The 20611-nt window shown below is 43.4% G+C and carries 18 protein-coding genes and 1 riboswitch; of the genes, 15 read left to right on the forward strand and 3 right to left on the reverse strand.

Annotation, left to right across the window (positions count from 1 at the left end):
- Nucleotides 1-105: 105 nt before the first annotated feature.
- A complete protein-coding gene (locus DTOX_RS07390) occupies nt 106-852 on the reverse strand; it encodes a MerR family DNA-binding transcriptional regulator (protein ID WP_015757093.1) in 747 nt (248 codons plus the stop codon).
- A gap of 165 nt (nt 853-1017) precedes the next feature.
- On the opposite strand from DTOX_RS07390, the gene DTOX_RS07395 reads away from it, so the two are divergent.
- Together DTOX_RS07395 and uvrA are read left to right on the forward strand one after the other, a co-directional pair.
- Nucleotides 1018-2256, forward strand: coding sequence for an MFS transporter (locus tag DTOX_RS07395; protein ID WP_015757094.1), 1239 nt, complete (start codon nt 1018-1020; stop codon nt 2254-2256).
- Between the two features lie 20 nt (nt 2257-2276).
- Nucleotides 2277-4748, forward strand: coding sequence for an excinuclease ABC subunit UvrA (gene uvrA, locus DTOX_RS07400; protein WP_015757095.1), 2472 nt, complete (start codon nt 2277-2279; stop codon nt 4746-4748).
- Between the two features lie 93 nt (nt 4749-4841).
- Nucleotides 4842-4931: riboswitch (cyclic di-GMP riboswitch) on the forward strand.
- A gap of 85 nt (nt 4932-5016) precedes the next feature.
- Here uvrA and DTOX_RS07405 read toward each other — a convergent pair.
- Together DTOX_RS07405 and DTOX_RS07410 are read right to left on the reverse strand one after the other, a co-directional pair.
- Entirely contained in the window at nt 5017-5346 is a 330-nt protein-coding gene (locus DTOX_RS07405) for a helix-turn-helix domain-containing protein (protein ID WP_015757096.1), read from the reverse strand.
- A gap of 945 nt (nt 5347-6291) precedes the next feature.
- Entirely contained in the window at nt 6292-7518 is a 1227-nt protein-coding gene (locus DTOX_RS07410) for an IS110 family RNA-guided transposase (RefSeq protein ID WP_015756467.1), read from the reverse strand.
- 782 nt (nt 7519-8300) lie between these two features.
- On the opposite strand from DTOX_RS07410, the gene DTOX_RS07415 reads away from it, so the two are divergent.
- From DTOX_RS07415 to DTOX_RS07475, 13 genes are all read left to right on the forward strand, one after another.
- Nucleotides 8301-8684 (forward strand): sigma-70 family RNA polymerase sigma factor, encoded by a 384-nt coding sequence (locus DTOX_RS07415; RefSeq protein ID WP_015757097.1) that lies wholly within the window; start codon nt 8301-8303, stop codon nt 8682-8684.
- 564 nt (nt 8685-9248) lie between these two features.
- Nucleotides 9249-9953 (forward strand): recombinase family protein, encoded by a 705-nt coding sequence (locus tag DTOX_RS07425; RefSeq protein WP_015757098.1) that lies wholly within the window; start codon nt 9249-9251, stop codon nt 9951-9953.
- Between the two features lie 15 nt (nt 9954-9968).
- Nucleotides 9969-10130: an SHOCT domain-containing protein gene (locus DTOX_RS23630; RefSeq protein WP_015757099.1), complete on the forward strand. Its 162-nt coding sequence runs from the start codon at nt 9969-9971 to the stop codon at nt 10128-10130.
- An 81-nt stretch (nt 10131-10211) separates the two neighbouring features.
- Nucleotides 10212-11843, forward strand: coding sequence for a recombinase family protein (locus DTOX_RS07430; protein ID WP_015757100.1), 1632 nt, complete (start codon nt 10212-10214; stop codon nt 11841-11843).
- Complete coding sequence (locus DTOX_RS07435) at nt 11812-12711, forward strand: recombinase family protein (protein ID WP_015757101.1); 900 nt, start codon at nt 11812-11814, stop codon at nt 12709-12711. The genes DTOX_RS07430 and DTOX_RS07435 overlap by 32 nt, the downstream gene beginning before the upstream one ends.
- 22 nt (nt 12712-12733) lie before the next feature.
- Nucleotides 12734-14392 carry a recombinase family protein gene (locus tag DTOX_RS07440; protein WP_015757102.1) on the forward strand — a complete coding sequence of 553 codons (1659 nt, stop codon included), beginning with the start codon at nt 12734-12736 and terminating at the stop codon, nt 14390-14392.
- 73 nt (nt 14393-14465) lie between these two features.
- Nucleotides 14466-15761 carry a recombinase family protein gene (locus DTOX_RS07445; protein WP_015757103.1) on the forward strand — a complete coding sequence of 432 codons (1296 nt, stop codon included), beginning with the start codon at nt 14466-14468 and terminating at the stop codon, nt 15759-15761.
- 210 nt (nt 15762-15971) lie between these two features.
- Nucleotides 15972-16175, forward strand: a complete 204-nt coding sequence (locus DTOX_RS07450) for a helix-turn-helix domain-containing protein (RefSeq protein WP_015757104.1) — start codon at nt 15972-15974, stop codon at nt 16173-16175.
- 40 nt (nt 16176-16215) lie between these two features.
- Nucleotides 16216-17433: a DNA cytosine methyltransferase gene (locus tag DTOX_RS07455; RefSeq protein ID WP_174260377.1), complete on the forward strand. Its 1218-nt coding sequence runs from the start codon at nt 16216-16218 to the stop codon at nt 17431-17433.
- A complete protein-coding gene (locus DTOX_RS07460) occupies nt 17396-18025 on the forward strand; it encodes an Eco29kI family restriction endonuclease (RefSeq protein WP_015757106.1) in 630 nt (209 codons plus the stop codon). Before DTOX_RS07455 ends, DTOX_RS07460 begins: the two co-directional genes overlap by 38 nt.
- A gap of 41 nt (nt 18026-18066) precedes the next feature.
- On the forward strand, nt 18067-18585 hold the full coding sequence (locus DTOX_RS07465; RefSeq protein WP_015757107.1) for a hypothetical protein: 519 nt from the start codon (nt 18067-18069) through the stop codon (nt 18583-18585).
- An 8-nt stretch (nt 18586-18593) separates the two neighbouring features.
- Complete coding sequence (locus DTOX_RS24185; RefSeq protein ID WP_015757108.1) at nt 18594-19433, forward strand: YecA family protein; 840 nt, start codon at nt 18594-18596, stop codon at nt 19431-19433.
- A 19-nt stretch (nt 19434-19452) separates the two neighbouring features.
- Nucleotides 19453-20601: an SAP domain-containing protein gene (locus DTOX_RS07475; protein ID WP_015757109.1), complete on the forward strand. Its 1149-nt coding sequence runs from the start codon at nt 19453-19455 to the stop codon at nt 20599-20601.
- The last annotated feature ends 10 nt before the right edge of the window (nt 20602-20611 follow it).

Here is a 20611-nt window from a genome sequence, read left to right on the forward strand (position 1 = left end):
TAATATACTTGATGGATAAAGTTTAAGTAAATAACAGTCCGAGGAGCCTCCCTTTCAGCAAAACAAAGTATTATATTCGGAAGCTGTAGGCTAAACCTACAGCTTCTAATTTTTATTAAAGGAGTTATAGAAAAAATTTGTTTCTACCTGAACACATAAATTATATAGGGCAGCGATTCCTCGAATTTGCAATCTGTTCATCTTGTCAAGATTTTGCATAATATTGTTTGCGATTTCTTTGATTTTATTTTTATCATTATAATTAAACTCTTTTATTTCGTTCCTGACCTGGTCAATAAAATATTTGCGACGATTTGTAATTGCGGATAATTTTAAAGCATACACCGCTAATGCTTGTTGTACATGCTCAGGTGTAAAAATCCTATAATTGTTCTCTTCACTACGTTGTGCAGCTATAAGTCCGATCTTGTCCCAATAGCGAATCGTTGTTGCAGGAATGCCTGTCTCTTGGCTGATGTCGCTAATAGACAATATGGTTTGCTTATAATTTTTCTGTAAACCTTCCTTATGATAAAGATGCTTAATAATTTTTTCGGATATAGCTTTATCTTGCCGTAAATCCGCTTGAGCTTTATTAAGAACCCAATATGCAGAATCTATTCTATTGGCCATTACATACTTTAAAACCTCGGATATAATGGTCAAATTGAATCCGGGAAGCATGTCTCGAACACAAATAAAATAGGCAATATGTTCCACTGTGTAATTTCTATAACCTGACTCAGAGCGTAATACAGGAGGAACCAAACCCATTTCTTCATACTTTCTCAAAGTTGTAGTGCTTATACCTAACTTTCTAGCAATATCAATTGGTCTTATAGACATAGACATTCTCTCACCTCTCTACATATATAGAAAACATTATACAATAGGTGTAAGGTTTATTCAAATATCATTCTATAAATATTAAGGTTAAAGCCCTTGAAGTTTAGCAGTTGCATCAATGTTATATAATTAATATGCAGAATAAAAAATAATAAATAGCAAGAGGGTAATATGGATAATAAGAATAATAATCAATTAAGCAACAAGGATTGGAAAAAAGGATTCCTTACTATTATAAGCGGGCAAACAATATCCATTATTGGTAGCAGTGCGGTGCAATTCTCGTTAATTTGGTGGTTGGCCACTGAAACTTCTTCGCCGCTCATGATGTCATTCGCAGGCTTGTTTGCATTTTTGCCGCAACTCATATTGGGGCCATTTGCAGGTGTTTGGGTTGACCGTCTGAAGAGAAAAACTATCATCATTTGCGCTGATTTGTTTATCGGTCTTGTTGCTGCATTTTTTGCAATTTCATTCATTATATGGAACCCACCATTCTGGATGGCCTGTATGGTACTAGGTATTCGTGCGGTTGGAAGTGTTTTTCACACACCAGCAATTCAAGCTGTTGTGCCTATGCTCGTTCCTAGGGAAGAACTTATCCGAGCAAACGGGTGGAACCAATTTATGCAATCGGGAGCATACATGCTCGGCCCTGTCGTGGGCGCCGCCATGTATGCATCATTACCATTACCTATTATCCTGATTTCTGATCTTGTTGGCGCAATAGTTGCAAGTGTATCAACTGCCATAGTAAAAATCCCCGAAATCGAACATGAAAAGCAAATCCGCCCGAATTATTTAGGCGAAATCAAGGAAGGGTTTCAAGTATATGTGAGCGACAAAAGGCTTTTCAACGTTACAATTACTATGATGGTCAGCATGATCTTCTTTATGCCCCTAGCATCATTGTATCCTCTTATGATAAGTGATTATTTTAAGGCTACTGCTTGGCATGCTAGCATTAATCAAATTTCGTATGCTGTCGGTATGATGATTGGAGCTGCTATTATAAGTAGTATCGGAGTAATAAAAAACAAGCTAGGAATAGTACGCATTGGAATTGTTGCTTTAGGTGTAACATCGATTCTCAGCGGAATTCTACCGCATAACTTAACAGGATTTTGGTTTTTCACAGCAGTGTGTTTGGTTATGGGAGCTGTTGGGAATGCCTATAGCATTCCATATGCAGCTTATTTACAGGAAACCATACCAAAAGAGGCACATGGCCGGGCATTTTCGCTCATGGGCAGCTTAATGTCGGTAGCAATGCCTATCGGATTGTTGATCGCGGGGCCGACTGCTGAACGTTATGGTGTGCCTGTTTGGTTTGTTATTGCGGGAATAGCCATAATAATTATTACTGGTATAAGCATAGCTTTATCAGTTTCAATTAATGTCTCAACATAAGAAAGGAAGGAGGAATATGAATGTCAAATATTATAGTAAGAGGTGCAAGAGAGGGAAATTTAAAAGATATCTCACTTGAGATACCCCGTGAAAAGCTAATTGTTTTTACTGGACTGTCAGGTTCAGGAAAAACAACTTTGGCGATTGATGTAATTTTTCAAGAATGCCAGAGACAGTATTTAGAAGCAATGGGGCTTCAGGGTATTAATAAGCCCAAAATTGATTTTATCCACAATGTGTCACCGGCAGTCATTATTACACAGAATGAATCCAATAAGAACCCCCGGTCGACCGTCGGAACACTTACTGATATTTATACAGACCTGCGGATGGTCTATGAAAAGCTGGGAGTACGAGTCTGCCCCAAATGCAATAAAGTAATTTCGGCTGCAGAATGCAAAGAGGAAGTTGAAAAAACGGATGAAGATTTTAAAGTTTTTATGTATTGCAGCCAATGCGGTTACAGGATGGAAAAACTGACAAGAACTTACTTTTCGTGTAACACCAGGGAAGGGGCTTGCACAACCTGTGAGGGATTAGGAAAGGTTCTTGACATAAACAAAGAAAATGTTGCTAACGAATCTTTGTCACTGGAAGACGGCGCGATTGACTTTTGGGAGCAGAAATATAAGGAATATCAAATTTCATCTTTATACAACGCTTTCCGGCATTATGGCATTCCTTTCAATGATAATACTCCGGTAGCGGATTTTAGCAATATTCAAAAAGCCATTCTTTATCAAGGGGTGGAGAGTGAGGAGGTTAAAAAAGCGTTTTCAGGAATACTCCCGCCAAAGACCGTTGCAGGAGGCAGATTCGAAGGTGTTTTTCCAACACTCTGGAGGCGGATGTCCGATAAGGGCGGCGAAGCTAAACAATTGAATGATTATTTTAATTATGACATTTGCCCGGATTGCAGGGGTGAAAGGCTGGGGGCATTAAGCCGCAGCGTTACGGTTGAAAGCACGCGTCTTCCGGAGTTGTCTTTGCTGTCCTTGGAAGAATTATATACGTGGATACAAAAGCTGGAAGATTCTTTAACGGATCAAAATTATAAGCTCGTTGAACCCTATTTAATGGATTTAAAAACAAAAATTCAGAGAATCTTAAATGTCGGTCTGGGGTACCTTTCTCTTGACCGGCAAACTATTACCCTGTCTGGCGGAGAGTTGCAAAGGGTAAAACTCGCTGCAACTTTGGATTCAGATTTAACTGGTATTATCTATATTATGGATGAACCAACGATTGGTCTTCATCCGAAGGACACTGAAGGAATGATAACGATACTGAAAAAGCTGCGGGATTTAGGTAATACAGTTATCGTCATTGAGCATGATCCTGATATCATGCAGGCTGCAGATTATATCGTGGATATCGGCCCTGGTTCGGGAAAGCACGGCGGTGAAATTATTGGAACAGGAACTTTGGATGAACTTAAAGAACAAGAAGCCTCTGTAACAGGGACATATTTAAGAAAAGAAAAGCAGGATCGGAAAGAGTTCAGAAAAGGAACCGGTAATGCAATCAAAGTAGAAAATGCTAATTTATATAACCTGAAAAACATTGGCGTAAGCTTCCCGATTGGATGTCTAAATACCGTCACAGGTGTTTCAGGGTCAGGAAAATCGACATTGGTATTTGAAGTGCTCGCGGAAGCAAGGAATAAAAAGCAGACTTCCCGAAACGTTATATCCGGAATGGAGCAATTTGATCAGATTGTTACTATAGAGCAGTCTGCGATAACTAAAATGAAACGTTCCAATATTGCCACCTATTCCGAGGTATATACAGAGGTTAGGAAAATCTTTGGCAGTTTAAAAGAAGCCAAGGACAGAGGGTTATCTGCTAAACATTTTTCCTTTAATACACCGGGAGGCCGCTGTGAAAATTGTGAGGGGCTGGGATATGTCACCAGTAACATGCTGTTCTTCAAAGACATTGAGGTAACATGCCCGGTCTGCGGTGGAAAGCAGTTTAGCGATGACGTCTTATCTGTAAAGTACAAGGATTGCTCCATAAAGGACATTCTGCAAATGTCTGTTGAAGAGGCTTTCTCCATGTTCCACAACCATCCCAAAATTGAACGGATACTGAAACTGCTTGAGGATGTGGGACTAGGCTATTTAGAACTCGGTCAGTCTTTGACAACCCTGTCTGGTGGCGAAGGACAGCGTTTAAAATTAGCAAAGGAACTGATTAACAATAACGGTAAGCACAGTCTGTATTTGATGGACGAGCCAACAACCGGACTGCACCCAATAGATGTTGAGAATTTTCTTACCCTTTTAAACCGTATGGTTGATTCAGGAAATACGGTAATTGTTGTAGAGCATAATCAGCAAGTAATCAAAGCCTCTGACTGGATTACAGACCTTGGTCCGGAGGGAGGCATAAATGGTGGTAAATTAGTATTTGCGGGAACGCCATCAGAAATGTTAATAAATGGAGAAACAATCACTGCAGAATTTTTGCGGAAATCATATAGCACTTAATAAAGACCGGCGGTAAATAAGAAAAAATAAATCGGGCAATTTTGATTGAAGGAAAACCACATTCTCAAGTATGTATTTAAAAACTCAATAGGATATTAGTAAGGGCAAACCTATTTAAAAATAGGGACGCAAAGCCTAGGGTCTAAGGTGCTGAATAAGCGCTATGATAGCCTGGTTGCCGCAGTAGCTGTGTCAAAACCTGCCCATTTTTTGCGGCAGGTTTTTTCATTTGATTAATATAATTCGTGAAGGGGATGGTTGATTTTAGTTATTGTTTGTTGTCTACCAATGCTTGAATTGTTGCAGTTGCAATCTTTAGCTCCCGCTCATTGCAAAGATATAATAATCGCACAAGATGTTCAACCTCGGTATCAATATTTTGATTTTCGGGATAAAAGATTGTATCCGCTGGTATGCCTAGCTCCCTGATAAGCCGGAACAAGACGTCGTAGCTCGGTTTCTTGCTCTCGTTCTCAATGGACATTAGATAGCGAGGTGTTATGTTTATGATTTCAGCTAACTGCTCTCGTGTAAGGCCTTTGGTTTTTCGGGCAGTTTTAAGGATACTGCCGAGTCTATCAGAATTATTTAGTTCCATTAGTTCACCTCCGATAACAGTTTATAGTTCCTGTTTAGAAGGTGAAACGATATAAAGGAACGCATAAATAGGAATTATTGGAGCGTATCAATGCAATAATTCCCTATTAAAAAAGTTTACATAGAAGTATGAGGCAAAACCCGCCCAACAAAAAAAACTTGAGTTTGGCGGGGCATTCTTCATGCTAAAATATTCTTTCCCTCCAGACTCGCAAGTTTGGAGGGTATTTTAATGCTTATTCAGGACGCAACAAAAATTCAGAGGCTGCTTTTGAATAGCAGCCGGGCGTAATAAAGCTGACATCATTTTATATAACGCATTTAGTGGTAAACGGTTAAAAAAATCCTATTCTGTTTAAGGGTAAAGTGCGGCCAGCAAGTAGAACTGTCAGGACTTGGAAATAGGATATATAAATTCCATAAATTAGTAAAAGCTCAATTGGGTTGCATCCAAGCGAGCTTTTTTTGTCGCATAAAGGAGAATTGCGTCGGCTGTCGTTCTCCCCCGCTTGTTCTTCATTTCCGATTTCAAAAAATCATGAAATGGAGGACAAGCCATATGGCTGACAATAACAAGAAATACACCCTGTTGGTTAGGGGCATGCGCGTTTCTGTCACCAAGTGCTAGGGTAATATGTCAAGAGGGAATTTAAAAACATATTTTTCCTTGTTTTTGGGTATAAAAAATTAACCACCACAGAAACACCCAAAAATTCCTGTTGCGGCTATAAAATTATTCCCTGATATTAAGGCATAATCTTAAAATATGGTTATTGTTTGCACCAATAAAGCTCAGGGAAAAACATATATTGGTGCACAAATAATATTTCAGTGCATCACCACTCTTTTACCTGTGGATAACTATGATAATTAATATTCCTAGCCAGTTGGCAGCAGACAACCGCAGGAATATTAATCAGCACCGTTACCGCAGTTATTTAAACAGCTATCCCCTGTCCGACCTGTAAAGCTGGTTCTTTGAAAGTAAGGAAAAAACCAGCCTTACAAACTTCCTAGCTGTAAGAACCTGAGCTCGTTTATGGGCATGTTTTTTTGATTCTTGAAATTTTTTTTGATAGTAAGCTCGGTACTCGTCATTATGTCTCCTCAAACTGTCCGCAGCTTCTATCAGATAATACCTGAGATACCGGTTTCCAGCCCTATTCAGGGGTTTATCTTCACCGTCAAATTCGCCGGATTGATTGCTATTCCAGGTGATACCTGAAAATTTAGCTAACTGGGACTGATCTTCGAACTTGTTAATATCCCCAATTTCAGAGATAATGCCGGCGGAAAACACTGGCCCAATTCCCTTGATTGACATCAATGGATTCGAGAGCTTGGCCATATCCCTGGCAATCACACTGTCCAATTTGCGGATGGTTTGCTCAAAAAAGCGGATATTATTCATACTGGTTTCAAGAATCAGATTAACCGAATCCGTGAGCTTCGGACTCATCCGGTAGGATTCACGGCAAATTCGTTTTAGCTCAGTAGCCAATGTTTCAGGGTTAGAAAATTGCTTATTTCCTTTATCCACAAGCAATTGAACCAAGTCTTCAAGTGGTGTATTAATAATTTCTTCCGGGCCAAAAAAATCGGTAATAATAGACATGCTGGTGGCTCCAAAGATATCACTGAATACATCACCATAATTACTAAATTTCATAAACAACATAGTTAAAAAATAACTTTTTTCTCGCACAAGTGAACCCACCAGGTGAAACCTGTAACGGGTCAGTCGCTGTAGCGGAAGATACATCTCATCAACCTCGTAAGGTTTAGGTAATCTGCCGTGTCTTAGTTTTTCAGCTATGATATAAGCGTCATATGCATCGTTCTTGCCCTTTGGAGGATAAGACTTCTTGAAGTTCTTGATACTTCTGGCATTGAGTTGGTAAACTGTAGGCCTGTATGGCTTTAATTCTTCGGTGATTAGTAAATAATTCATCAAGTGAAAGTGGTATAAAGAAGTAGCTTCCATTCCAAAAACAACATGATCAAAGCTATCTTTAATCGATAACTCTTTAGTTTTAGATGCCAAACTCTCGGCACCTGAAATGGAGTTATCGAAAACTAACTTTTTCAACAAAATCGTTCCGTCTAATTTCATAAAGCAAGCCACATTCTTATTCTTACCAATATCAATGCCAACATGCAAGGATATTGTCATAAAAACACCTCTGGTAAGTGGATTAACTTTTCCGTTTTCTACGCGAGAACATCCTCGTAATCAGAACTGACATGGAGCGGGAGACTACCTGGATCTGCTGCCATCCAGGTCAACTATCATGCTGAACAGGCTAGGTGTTAGAACTAAAACGTAGAAGGAAAAGAAACATACTTTATTAAGCAGTCTATGCTGCTCGGGGTATTGAGAATTTACCATCTTACCGGGATCATTCTAACTAAATGATTATTTAAATTGCTTATTTCATCAAACATTGACAGACAGGCACCTAAAAAGTACTATCTAAACCATTGTAAATTATAGCACTCTTTAAAGAAAGTTGACAACACCACTCCCCCGGGTTTAAACAGCCTCACGTAAATCAGAATTGCTAAGCAAACATTCTAAGTGTCAGAATCAAACCCTGACGGGGAAAGAGAAACAGACTTAAAAAGCATTGTGGATATCACCACATGCGAGGAGGACTGATGAATTCATCTTACTAATTTTTCAGTGTGGGCTGTCTCTTTGAAAATGATTTGCCTGTGGATATTTTTCTGTCAATAAAATTTTCGGTTCGTATAGACATCACCATCCTATCATTGATTGGGTACCTTGGCGCAACTACTTCCAATAAGTAACCCACATGCAGTAATTCACGTGATTAATAGGTACCTTTACTGCATTGTTGTGGTATTGTTATTGACTTCATCAAACCCAGGTACCCTTGATATGGGAACCGGTTCCCTGAACATCCGGACCACAACATTCTACTATTTTAGAACATGTCGTATTCGGTTGTTCTGACTCTATTATACGAGGAGGTCTATAAGGCCTATTACCGCTGCCGGGACAGAGAGAAATATCTGGACAAGCTCGCGGAGGATAACAATATCTCACTTGAAGGCTGTTATGAGAAAGGCATCTCTGTGGAGTACATAATTTCTGCGGCAGAGGATTCCATGGAGGATACGATTATAACCGGTATGTTACTCGTTAAGCTTCGCCAATGCCTTAAAATGCTTAACGAACCTGAGAAAAGGCTGATCATAGAACTGTATCTTCGAGGTAAAAGCGAACGCCAGCTGTCCAAGGAAATCGGTATTCCGCCTATGACGATACATGACCGCAAGAGAAAAATACTTAATAAGCTCAAAAATATGATGTAAAAGTAAAAATTTTTCCGTGCAGCCCCTCACTTTTTTCCCTAAAGAAGTGAGGGGATTTTTTTATCCCTGCTGTTCTTTGAAAAATTCATATCCGGCAGCTTAAATACATGAGCTGTCCAGCCGTCTAAAAAGCGGCAGCGACGTTGACGGGAGCGCCAAGACTGCCTCGGATGAGTGACAGGCATCCGCAAAACGATGGCATCGAAGGTGACGAGCGACAAGTCCCGGTTATAAAACAGTCTGTGGTGGACTGTTTCGCAATGAAATGGACAGTGATAATGCTACTTCCGTCCAGCCACAGACGCACGCAATGGGGGCGGCTCGCAGAGATCCTGGGAGAGGTGAAATCCCTATGAGGCTTATTAACCACAAGCCGTTTGTGCTGCCGCCCTGAGAGCCGTAAGGCTTTTCCGCTTCGGGAAGTAGTGTCGAATAGAAGCGGCAATTTGTTATGAAGAACAAGCAAATCGTTTTTTGATCTTGGAAACTATGCGGCAGAGCGGATTTTTCCGCCCTGCCGTATCCTTCTGAGATTAAATTCAAAATATTAAGGAGGAAATCGATATGCAAAAGGAAGCATTAGCAGAACTGCTAAAGAAGGATCTCATTATCGGATATGTGTACGGATCTGACGGAGAGCATCAGGAATTCTATTTTGAGAAGTCCCCGTCTGGCATTGCGAGCTTTATCATGCTAAAAAAGGAGCATGCGGACAAGATGATTCTGACAGATACGCTGGACAGACTGGTGTTGGACACCTACGGTGAATTTATTAACCGTTGCCCAGATCAGAAACTCCTGCAGGAAATCACAAAGGTGCTGGTACCCATGCAGATGGGTGATAAGGAGCCGGCTGAAATACCGATTGTGAGTGTGGAGGAAGCTCAAGCCTTCTGGAGCCAGGAAAATCAGCAACGCGCCTGGCTTTACTGTCGGATCGATGCGCCGGAGGATACCCATGGCGCCTTGAAGGGTCAGAAAAAGGAGCTTATGGATTACGCGGAGCAGATGAGCTTTGAGGTCGTCGGTGAATCTGAGGATCTCGGAAACGGACAGGATTTTGACCGCACTGGTCTAACGGAGGTCTTGAAGGCAGCCGGAGAAGGCAAGATGGATGTGCTGCTGGTTAAGAAGCTTGATCGTCTGGGGCGGGATACCGCCAAGACATTGGAATTTATCCGAGGCTTGGAACAGCTGGGCATCGAGCTTTATTCACCGCTGGAGGGCATAATCAAGCTGGAGCAAAGCCCTCACCTTTCCCTGCAGTAAAGGAGGGCGAGCTATATGTCAAAAAATCAGGCGGCCAACGAGGTGAAATACAAGGTAGCCTTAAAACTACTGGATATCATGCTTCGCAATGGCCTAATCTCCCCTGCTGAATACAAAAAAATCGACGAATTGAACCGACAGACCTTCACGCCTGAACTTTCTAAGGTATATGCGTAAAAACACCTGGATATATCAATACTTGTGTGGTATTGTGTGTTGCTAACAGGAGATCAAATACGAGAGAAAGGAGAGAAAAACATGGCAAAGAAAATAGTAAAAATCGATCCTGTTAAGCAACAGATCACAAAGCAGTTACAGCCCCAGAAACGGGTTTGCGCCTACTGCCGGGTAAGTACCGACTCCCGTGAGCAGCACAATTCTTTCTCTGTACAGTTGGAATATTATAAAAGCTTTATTGAAAATCATGAGGACTGGCAGTTTGCTGGTATCTATGCTGACGAAGCCCGAAGCGGGACGAAGCTGCAAAAAAGAGATGACTTTTTAAGGATGATGAAGGACTGCGAAGATGGCAAGGTCGATATGATTATCACGAAATCCGTGACCCGCTTCGCAAGAAACACAGTGGACAGCATCCAGGCAATCCGGAGACTGAAGGAGCTTGGCGTTGCTGTCTTTTTTGAAAAGGAAAATATCAACAGCCTTTCGGAGAAAAGCGAACAAATGCTGACCATCTTAAGCTCTCTGGCACAGGGAGAAGCGGAAAGCGTTTCCACCAACAACAAGTGGGCGGCGATAAAACGCTTTCAGGACGGTACCTTCATCCTCGGAACTCCCGCATACGGCTATACCAAGGATGAAAACGGCGAGCTGGTCATACAGGAGGAAGCAGCCGCGGTGGTCCGCCGTATCTTCCACGAATACTTAAATGGCAAGGGTACATATGCCATCGCTAAGGATTTATCGGAGGAAGGACTCCCCACGATACGCTCGGCTGAGAAATGGAATGACGGCGTGATAAAGGAAATGCTCCTAAATCCCATTTATACCGGCAAGCTGCTTCATCAGAAAACCATGACCACAGAGGTGCTACCCTTTAGGCGGCAGAGAAACAAAGGCCAGCTTCCTCAGTACCTGATTGAGGATAACCATGCAGCCATTATCTCGCAGGATCAGGCGGAGGAAGTCAAAGAAATTTTTGAATACCGCAGAAAGCAGATGGGGGTGGATGATTTGGAGAAATACCAAAGCCGGTATGCCTTCAGCAGTAAAATCCTCTGCGGAGAATGCGGCAGCCTGTTCCGGAGGCAGAAAATCTACATCGGCAAGCCATATGAAAAAATCCAATGGTGCTGCCGCCAGCACATATTCGATAGCACAAAATGCGGTCAAAAGGCAGTCCGGGAGGATGATGTTCAATGGGCTTTCACCACAATTTGGAACAAGCTCGTAAGCAATTATACCGAAATCCTCACTCCCCTTCTGGAGGTGCTTAAAAAGCTCCGGATAGACGAACAGCAGGAGCAGGAAATCGGAGAATGCGGTAACCGGATCATGGAACTGACAGAGCAGGGTCATATACTCAGCAGACTGGTATCGAAGGGGTATATCGACCACGCGGTTTTTATAGAGCGTCAAAACGCTCTGACTATAGAGCTTGCCGCAGCTAAAAAGAAACGGAGCCAGCTGCTGGATAATAACGGCTTCGACCGAGAGATAGACGGAACAGAACAGCTAATAGAGCTAATCAGAAACAATCCTCACGTTATTGAAGAATACCGTGAGGATTTATTTTTACAGGCTATTGACAAAGTCATCGTACAGAAAAACGGACAAATCACCTTCTGGCTCATCAACCGGCTGGAATTGTCCGAGTCAATCAGGAAGGAGGCGGCAGAGGATGGTGCAAAGGCATATGCCCATAGGATATAGGCTGGTGGACGGCAAAATACAGCTTGACGAACACAAGGCGGCTGTTGTGAAAAGGATATTTTCAGACTATCTGTCCGGTGCCTCCACCTCCGCCCTCGCGAAGCAACTCACTGAACTGGGCTTCCCCAACGCCAACAACAAAGCCTCCTGGAACCATGGCTCCATCGGCAAGATACTGGAAAATGTCAAATATCTTGGGGATGAGTTCTATCCGCAAATGATTGAAGCCGAGCTGTTCGGGCGGGTGCAACAGCGCCGGCAAGAACGCTGTGACCAGCTGGGGCGAAGCCTCCAGCCTAACAGTGTGAACCGGCAATACCCATTCACGGGAAGGCTCCGCTGCGGAGAATGCGGCGAGGTTTACCGCAAATACGTTGAGCATAGCGGCAAGGCATCCGAGAAGTCCCTCTGGAAATGTAAGAAATATATTTACAAGAACCGTGTACACTGCCGGTGTGGATTTCTATCAGATGAGCAGATAAAGGAAGCCTTCCTTGATGTGATAAACCGGCTTCTGGCAAGACCTCAAGTGCTCGACCGGGCACCATGGAAAGAGCCAATTGCAAATAATAGAGAGTTTAATAACCTGGATCAACAAATCAAAGAGCTGGAAGCGGAAGGACGGTATTCGTCCAAAGAGCTTCCGGCTCTTATTTTTAACAGGGCAAAAGCCCTATATAAAACAGCGCGAATCAATGATGCCGAATACAACACCGAGAAGATGAAGCAAATGTTTTCAGGCAAACAGCTTCTTGTGGAGTTTGATGAGGAACTGTTTGATACCGTGGTAAAGCAAATCACGGTCCACGCCGACCATCAGCTGGTGTTTGAATTTATAAACGGCCTGGCCATGGAAACCGGATACTAAGCCAAGGAAGGAGAAAAGCACAATGCAGGCAGCGACAGCCAAAAAGAAAAGCATATCCATGATACCCTCCAAGCCGGAATACGACAGGAGTATAAAGCCTCAGTTTAAAGCCCTGCGGGTAGCGGCATACTGCCGAGTCAGCACCACGCTGGAGCAGCAGGAAACCAGCTATGAAGCCCAAGTTTCCTATTATACGGAAAAAATAAAGAGCAATCCCAACTGGAAGCTCGCCGGGATCTACGCCGATGACGGTAAAAGTGCCACCAACACCAAAAAGCGCGAGGACTTCAATGCCATGATCGAGGACTGCATGGCTGGGAAAATCGACATGGTCATCACCAAGTCTGTCAGCCGCTTTGCTAGGAACACAGTGGATAGTCTTCAGAACATCCGCAAGCTCAAGGAAAAGAACATCGCCGTGTTCTTCGAGAAAGAGGGCGTGAATACGCTGGAGGGTACCGGCGAGCTTTTAATAACCATCTTAAGCAGCCAGGCACAGGAGGAAAGCCGTAACCTCAGTGAGAATACCCGGTGGGGTCTGGTAAGGCGGTTTGAGAACGGCGTCGTCTCAGTCAACCACAACAAGTTTTTAGGCTACACCAAAGATAAGAACGGTGAGCTGGTCATCGTGCCGGAAGAAGCCGAGTTGGTCAGACGGATTTTCCGGCTTTATCTTGAAGGCAGCAGTTCAATACAGATAGCCAAGATATTAGAATCAGAAGGTGTCCTTACCGTTACCGGCAAAAGTAAATGGTGCTCCACTGTCATAGATAAAATGCTACTTAACGAAAAATATATGGGCGACGTCCTTCAGCAAAAGACCTATACCATCGATTTCCTCACCAAAAAACGTGTGAAAAACAAAGGTATTGTCCCGCAGTATTACATAGAGGACGACCACGAGGCCATCATCCCAAAGGAATTATATTATCAGGTGCAGGAGGAAAAGGCGAGGCGGGCAAGCCTCTGTAAACAGGCGATGTCTCGAAAAGCAAAGCGGGATGAAAAAGAAAAAAGCAGGTACAGCTCCAAATTCGCCCTGTCCGACATTATGGTCTGCAGGGAATGCGGACAGCCCTACCGCAGGCAGGTCTGGTCGAAATATGGCCAGAAAAACGCCGTGTGGCGGTGTGAGAACCGCCTGAAGAACGGGACCAAGAACTGCAAGCACTCCCCCACCTACAAAGAGGTCATGCTGTATGAAGCCATAATGGCCGCTATCAACAGTGTCGTGGAAAATCGCGGTGAGTTTGTCGGCGCCTTCCGGGAAAATGTCATCAGGGTCATCGGCAGTTACTCTACCAAGAATTTATCTACCGAATATGACATGCAGATAGAAAAGCTCCAAACCGAGATGCTGGCTCTGATAGAGGAAAACGCCAAGCAAGGCGTTGTAACGGAGGATTTTGACGAACGGTATAAAGGGATCTCCGAGCGGATAAACGACATGAAGCAAAAGAAGCTGGATCAGGTTCGGGAGCTGAAAATGGCTGAGAATTATCAGCAACGGCTCAACGATATGGACGCCTGCCTGAAGAAAACCACCTGCGATGTCAGGGACTTTGACCATGACCTTGTTCGAAGGCTCCTGCAGAGCGTCAAGGCCATCAGGGATGACGAGATAGAAATCCAGTTTAAATCCGGCATTGTAATGAAGCAGAGGGTTTCATACTTTGATTAAGCGGCATTGGCAGGAGTGGCCGCAAGAGGTTGTTCCTGTTTTTCAAGACTGAGGGAGTTGAGAATAGATTATTTTGAAAAAGAAACTGACCATTATTCCAACACAAGAGCGGCATGATCAAAGTATTCAAGCAAAAACGGTCTGTTTGCGGGTAGCCGCTTATTGCCGTGTTAGCACGGTTTACGAGCGGCAGGAAAACAGCTATGACGCGCAGGTCGCTTGTTACATGGACAAGATAGCGAATAATCCCGACTGGGTTCTGGCCGGCATATATTCCGATAATGGGAGAAGTGCCACCAATACCAAAAAGCGCGATGATTTCAACGCCTTAATTGATGACTGCGCGGCCGGGAAAATTGATTTGGTGATCACCAAATCTGTCAGCCGCTTTGCCCGGAACACGGTGGATTCTTTACTGTTCATCCGAAAGCTCAAAGAGATGAATATCGGAGTCATATTCGAAAAGGAAGGTATCAACACACTGGAAAGTACAGGTGAATTGCTGATCACGGTTTTAAGCGGCCAGGCGCAGGAAGAAAGCCGGAATATAAGTGAGAACACCCGATGGGGTATCGTCCGACAGTTTGAGAAAGGCGTCTTTCATGTAAACTATAAAAAGTTTATGGGCTATACCATGGACGAAAACGGGCAGTTGATTATTGTGCCGGAAGAAGCCGAAATCGTCAGAATGATTTTTCAGCTGTATATGGAAGGGCGAAGCTATATTCAAATATGTCAGGCTCTGGAAAACTCAGGCATAAAAACAGTTACGGGGAATTCCAAGTGGCGGGACAGTACCCTCATCAAAATGCTGAGTAATGAAAAATATATGGGAGATGCCCTGCTCCAGAAAACCTATACCATCAATTTTCTGACAAAAAAGAGGGTAGTCAACAAAGGCATCGTACCTCAATACTACGTTAAGAACAATCATGAAGCCATTATTCCCGCGGATTTATTCCAAAGCGTTCAGGATGAAAAGCTCAGGCGAATCAATATGTCATGTGGGGAAAGCGCGCTGAAACAAAAATACAGCGCCCTGTACGCGATATCAAACATCATGATATGCGGCGAATGCGGATATCCCTATCGCAGGGTGACACGCGCGAGGAGAGGTAAATCCAAAGTCGTATGGCGCTGCAAAAACAGACTCATGAATGGGAACCGGTTTTGTACCAATTCTCCGACACTTGATGAGGGCACTCTCCACAAAATGATTGCCGCCGCGATAAACAGAAATGCCAAAGCAAAAGCGATAAAAGACTACTTCCTCCCTGCTAATCAATATGACGATAGGCTATCGCGGGTTTTGATAGAACGCATCAAGGTTAAACAGGATGGAAAGCTGCGTATTACATTTAAGAAATGATAACCGCTTTTGTCATTTATGCCCCGATAAATCATATAAGAAGCAAAATTGTCCAAATGGTTCTGCCTTTTCTGTTCGTATTGATTACAAAACACGCAAGCCAAAAACGCCTGAACTCGTGAACTTTTAATTCACATCCGCGAATTTTTAGATTGAAAAATATCCCTCCGAGTGATATACTAGAACAAATGAATTTTACGGGGTGAAAGCATGGCGCTCAGCTACAAAAAGCTGTGGAAGCTCCTTATTGATAGAAATATGAAAAAGAAGGATCTGCGGGAGTTATCCGGTATAAGCCCGGCTTCGATGGCTAAGCTGGGGAAGAACGAAAACGTCACCACCGACGTGCTCCTGAAGGTTTGCACTGCCCTAAAATGCGATATTTCAGATATCATGGAAATTGAAGAGGATTAATACGGTCAGCCGTTAATATACAGATACTCAGAAAGTGAAGGTGCTCGTATTGTACAGCTCAATTGAATTGTTCAGTGGGACCGGAGGTCTCGCGTTAGGATTACAAAAGTCAGGGTTTGACCATCGGGCTTTACTCGAATGGGATAAGGACTCGTGCGACAATATCAAGGCTAACATTGAACGGGGCTTTCCCCTTGTCCAGAACTGGAATGTCATCCAGACCGACGTGAAATTGGTACATTACGACGATTTTGGTGAAGGCATTAAATTAGTGGCCGGAGGGCCTCCCTGCCAGCCATTTTCTTTAGGCGGTAAGCATCAGGCATATAACGATAAAAGGGATATGTTCCCCGAAGCCGTTAGAGCTGTAAGGGAGCTGAAGCCACAAGCGTTTATTTTTGAAAATGTGAAGGGGTTGCTGAGAAAGTCCTTCAGTACATACTTTAACTATATCATCCTGCAGCTGTCACATCCCGAAGTGACAATCAAGGATGGAATGACTTGGCTCGAACACCTGAAAGCACTGGAAGAATACCATACATCCGTTGGTGACCACGGACTTTCATATAACGTAGTCTTCCGGCTGGTTAATGCCGCCGATTATGGCGTCCCGCAGTCCAGGCACCGTGTGATTATCGTCGGATTCCGAAACGACCTGAACGCCAACTGGTCATTCCCGGACGCCACGCATTCGCAGGACGCTCTGCGATACTCCAAATGGATCAGCGGAGAGTATTGGGAAGAACACAAAATAGCAAAGGCGAAACGCCCGACGATATCAGAAACGGAGCGGCTCAGGATTCGGAAGGCAACGGAACGCGGAGAGCTTCTTGGCCGGTGGCAAACCGTGCGCGATGCTTTTCTCGGATTGTCTGACCCCCGAAAGAGCCAAAGAAACAGCAAATTTGAAAATCACGAATTCAGAGCTGGAGCCAAGCCGTATCCAGGGCACTCCGGAAGTGTCATGGACGAACCGTCGAAGACCCTGAAAGCCGGAGATCACGGTGTTCCAGGGGGCGAGAATATGATCGTGTTGGATGACGGTTCGCTCAGATATTATACAGTGAGAGAAAGCGCAAGGCTGCAGACCTTCCCTGACGAATATGTCTTCCACGGCTCGTGGACAGAGAGTATGCGGCAAATCGGAAACGCTGTACCCGTACAGCTGGCTAATATTATTGGCAGCTCGGTTTATCACCAACTTGAAAGGTTGAATGAATATGAAAAACAACGACATTCCGGTTATAAAGCCGTTTAATCCACTGGATAAAAAACATCTCGGCGAAAGCGCCGCAGAAGCATTACTCGCGACAGACGTTCATCCCATACCACCCGAACCTTTTATAGGGGCGGGTGTATATGCTTTGTATTATACCGGCCCTTTTTCAGGTTATAAGGAACTTGCCGCAGTCAATCGGGATAATCAGTTCCGCTGCCCTATTTATGTTGGTAAGGCGGTTCCGGCCGGAGCGCGTAAAGGTGGGTTAGGTCTGGAGGTTGACCATGGACAAGCTCTTCAAAAAAGGCTTGCGGAGCATGGGGAATCAATAACCGCCGCCACAAATCTGGATATCAACGACTTTTACTGCCGTTTTCTCGTTGTGGACGATATCTGGATTCCACTTACGGAGTCTTTGCTAATTGAGAGATTTCAGCCGGTATGGAACCGTGTGCTTGACGGCTTCGGAAATCATGATCCCGGCAGTGGCAGGTATAATGGCATGATGCCGCAATGGGACTGTTTGCATCCAGGTCGTGCCTGGGCGACACGTTTAAAACCGTGCCAATACACAGCTGAGCAGGTAGAGCAGCGCGTGGCTGAATACTTACATAATTTCTTTAATAGCTAAAACTGCGCCTTTTGGCGCATCTTTTTTAGGGGGACATAGAAATGCTTCATGGAAGTAGTGAAAAATCGAAAATACAAATAAATGACGCAACCGTATCATTTGAAGATGTTTATAAAGCCCCTAATCTGTCTTCAGAATTGTTGGAGAAGATTAAGACGGCAGACATTTTACTTTTGCCTTATACGGATTTCAAAGGGTATCAAAATTGCCTGTTTCCTGAACAAACATATCAATTTTATACGCATCTTATGAATGAAGCGGAAAAGCAGAGCTTATCGGTTGATCTTGCTGTTTCGGATGAAGATTACAAGGAAATTGAACTTCATGCCGATGTTGTTAATATCGCTGATATCCTAATACAATGGGTGCTGTTTCCCATAGTAACCGGCATGATTTCAGCTTATTTATACGATTTGGTCCGGCAACGAAAGAAAAAGATGAACGCTAATGTAAAAATAACCGTTGAAAAAAACGGGAAAGCAAAAACCGTAAGTTTTGAAGGAGATATTGAAAGCTTTGAAAGGGCCATGAAGAGTCTTGATGAAACCATATTTAAATAGGAGTTGTTATGGACTTAGATCAAATTAAGCAGTACCTGAGCCAACATAATATGTCGGACTTCGATGCCAACATCAAGGCATATTTAAAGGAATTAAAAGCTGAAGCTGTCGCTCAAAATAATGAGGCTCTTGCTAATGAGATATGGTGTTTGGAGACGATCAGTGAAATACAGCGGGCATATATTAGTGCTTTCAATTCCATCAAAGATGGGAAGCATTTTGATGCATGGAACTCATATGATTCTGTTGATATAAAGCTGAGCTTCTTGCGAAAGCACTTTGATTACAGCGGTAATTTATATGACTTAGAGTTTATCGAAGAATATACGAGGAAATACCAGAAACTATTCCCGTATCAGTTTTTTATGAGCCGTGAAGCGGTAATTAAGAAAGAGTCATGCTCGATATGCGGTAGAATAAACACTATCAGGAGCAGATGTGAGCATGAAGTCGGAGGACTCTACATGGGCGAAATGTGTTGCCGGGTGGTCGAAGATGTGGAGTTTCTCGCTGAATCCATTGTGACAAACCCGTTTGATAAATGTACCGTTTTGTTCCCAGAGGGGATGGAGTATAACTATGAGGCATTAGACATTCTATTCAAAGGTCTGGATACTCCATATGACAGATGGATGTTGGAGATAGAGAAAAGGCTGAAACCAGAATTTGTGGGTGCTCAGAGAAACGCTCCTTGTCCTTGCGGAAGTGCCAAGAAGTATAAGAAATGCTGTTACGGAACGGATTCTGAATTAATGGATCACAACAAGATTACGTTATTGGACAGGTCGGATTTTACTCCCGTGCCTTATAAGACCATGGGTACATGGAAGGAGAAGGAGCAGAAATAGTCAGAGAGGGGGTTATGTCGTGTCATTCTTCGATATATTTAAGGGAAAACAGAAGCCAGACAAAATTAGTAAGCCATCTGAAGCGCCGAGAGCTGCTGAAAGGCAACCCAAGGATAACATATCGTCATTTATTAAGATGACAACGGAGATATTACCCTCTGCGCCAGATGATGTTATTCCTGTTGAGAAAAGAATCAAAGGCGCCATTGCAAGCAAGCATGGGCTGTATCCGCACGAAGTGTTGGTTCTTGATTATGCTGGTTCTTTTTATACGGATAGTAACTCGTTTCAAGGTTTTTGGTGGTATCGGTATGGTGTAAGGGATGTCGGAAAATGTCTGCATTCCCTGATGAATCGAGCATTCTTGCAAATGGGGGATTTACATAGTGCTATTGCACTGGAAAATGCGACAGTTCTCAAAGAAGAATTGAAAAAGCACGGGCTTAAGGTTAGTGGCAAAAAAGATGAACTGGTACAACGCCTAATGTCTGAAGTAAAACAGGAAGAACTTAATTCCCGTTTCGCAAAAAGAACATACCAGCTAACCGACCTCGGAAAGCTGGCACTTGAAGAAGAAGGTTATGTGCCATATATACATCGACATACTCTTGAAGATCTGGATATATGGTCACTCAACAGAATAATACATGACCCGCCCTACATGCCCTATCGGGATAAAATCTGGGGCTACCTCAACAAACGCGGCATGGAGCATTTCGCGGGCCATAACTTTGGCCTATACAGAAACTGCAGACACAGCATGTCAACTTTTTTAATGGAAGAAAACAAGATTAGGGACGCATTGGGTATGTTGTCGGAAGTTGTGTTCTACGACTTGAGCGGACTAAGCAATAACTATGATCCCCAGTTTCTTGATATATACGCTCAGAGCTTTTTCCCGTATAAGGACTCCATTGTTACAATGGCACCGGGTATAACCAGCGCGGTTATTCATTGTCAGAAAGAACTTAATATGTCGGACGAAGAACTTAAAACAGCAATGCTTGAGCGGATGAATCGCTTAAGCGCTCCGTTACATCTTTTTACGCCTGAAGAATGTGTGGACGTTGTTTTAATGGAAAGCCGCGAAGATACTGAAGCTCTGACCAAAATATATGCCAAAGCAAAACGGCGCTTCAAGCAAAAATACCCGAACATTAAGTGTTGATTCAAGGAGA

Source organism: Desulfofarcimen acetoxidans DSM 771, assembly GCF_000024205.1.
Taxonomy (GTDB): Bacteria; Bacillota; Desulfotomaculia; order Desulfotomaculales; family Desulfofarciminaceae; genus Desulfofarcimen; species Desulfofarcimen acetoxidans.

Excerpts from the sequence above, each read along its gene's own strand:
- DTOX_RS07390 (WP_015757093.1), bottom strand. The coding sequence starts at position 852 with ATGTCTATGTCTATAAGACCAATTGATATTGCTAGAAAGTTAGGTATA.
- DTOX_RS07395 (WP_015757094.1), top strand. The coding sequence starts at position 1,018 with ATGGATAATAAGAATAATAATCAATTAAGCAACAAGGATTGGAAAAAA.
- uvrA (WP_015757095.1), top strand. The coding sequence starts at position 2,277 with ATGTCAAATATTATAGTAAGAGGTGCAAGAGAGGGAAATTTAAAAGAT.
- DTOX_RS07405 (WP_015757096.1), bottom strand. The coding sequence starts at position 5,346 with ATGGAACTAAATAATTCTGATAGACTCGGCAGTATCCTTAAAACTGCC.
- DTOX_RS07410 (WP_015756467.1), bottom strand. The coding sequence starts at position 7,518 with ATGACAATATCCTTGCATGTTGGCATTGATATTGGTAAGAATAAGAAT.
- DTOX_RS07415 (WP_015757097.1), top strand. The coding sequence starts at position 8,301 with ATGTCGTATTCGGTTGTTCTGACTCTATTATACGAGGAGGTCTATAAG.
- DTOX_RS07425 (WP_015757098.1), top strand. The coding sequence starts at position 9,249 with ATGCAAAAGGAAGCATTAGCAGAACTGCTAAAGAAGGATCTCATTATC.
- DTOX_RS23630 (WP_015757099.1), top strand. The coding sequence starts at position 9,969 with ATGTCAAAAAATCAGGCGGCCAACGAGGTGAAATACAAGGTAGCCTTA.
- DTOX_RS07430 (WP_015757100.1), top strand. The coding sequence starts at position 10,212 with ATGGCAAAGAAAATAGTAAAAATCGATCCTGTTAAGCAACAGATCACA.
- DTOX_RS07435 (WP_015757101.1), top strand. The coding sequence starts at position 11,812 with ATGGTGCAAAGGCATATGCCCATAGGATATAGGCTGGTGGACGGCAAA.
- DTOX_RS07440 (WP_015757102.1), top strand. The coding sequence starts at position 12,734 with ATGCAGGCAGCGACAGCCAAAAAGAAAAGCATATCCATGATACCCTCC.
- DTOX_RS07450 (WP_015757104.1), top strand. The coding sequence starts at position 15,972 with ATGGCGCTCAGCTACAAAAAGCTGTGGAAGCTCCTTATTGATAGAAAT.
- DTOX_RS07460 (WP_015757106.1), top strand. The coding sequence starts at position 17,396 with ATGAAAAACAACGACATTCCGGTTATAAAGCCGTTTAATCCACTGGAT.
- DTOX_RS07465 (WP_015757107.1), top strand. The coding sequence starts at position 18,067 with ATGCTTCATGGAAGTAGTGAAAAATCGAAAATACAAATAAATGACGCA.
- DTOX_RS24185 (WP_015757108.1), top strand. The coding sequence starts at position 18,594 with ATGGACTTAGATCAAATTAAGCAGTACCTGAGCCAACATAATATGTCG.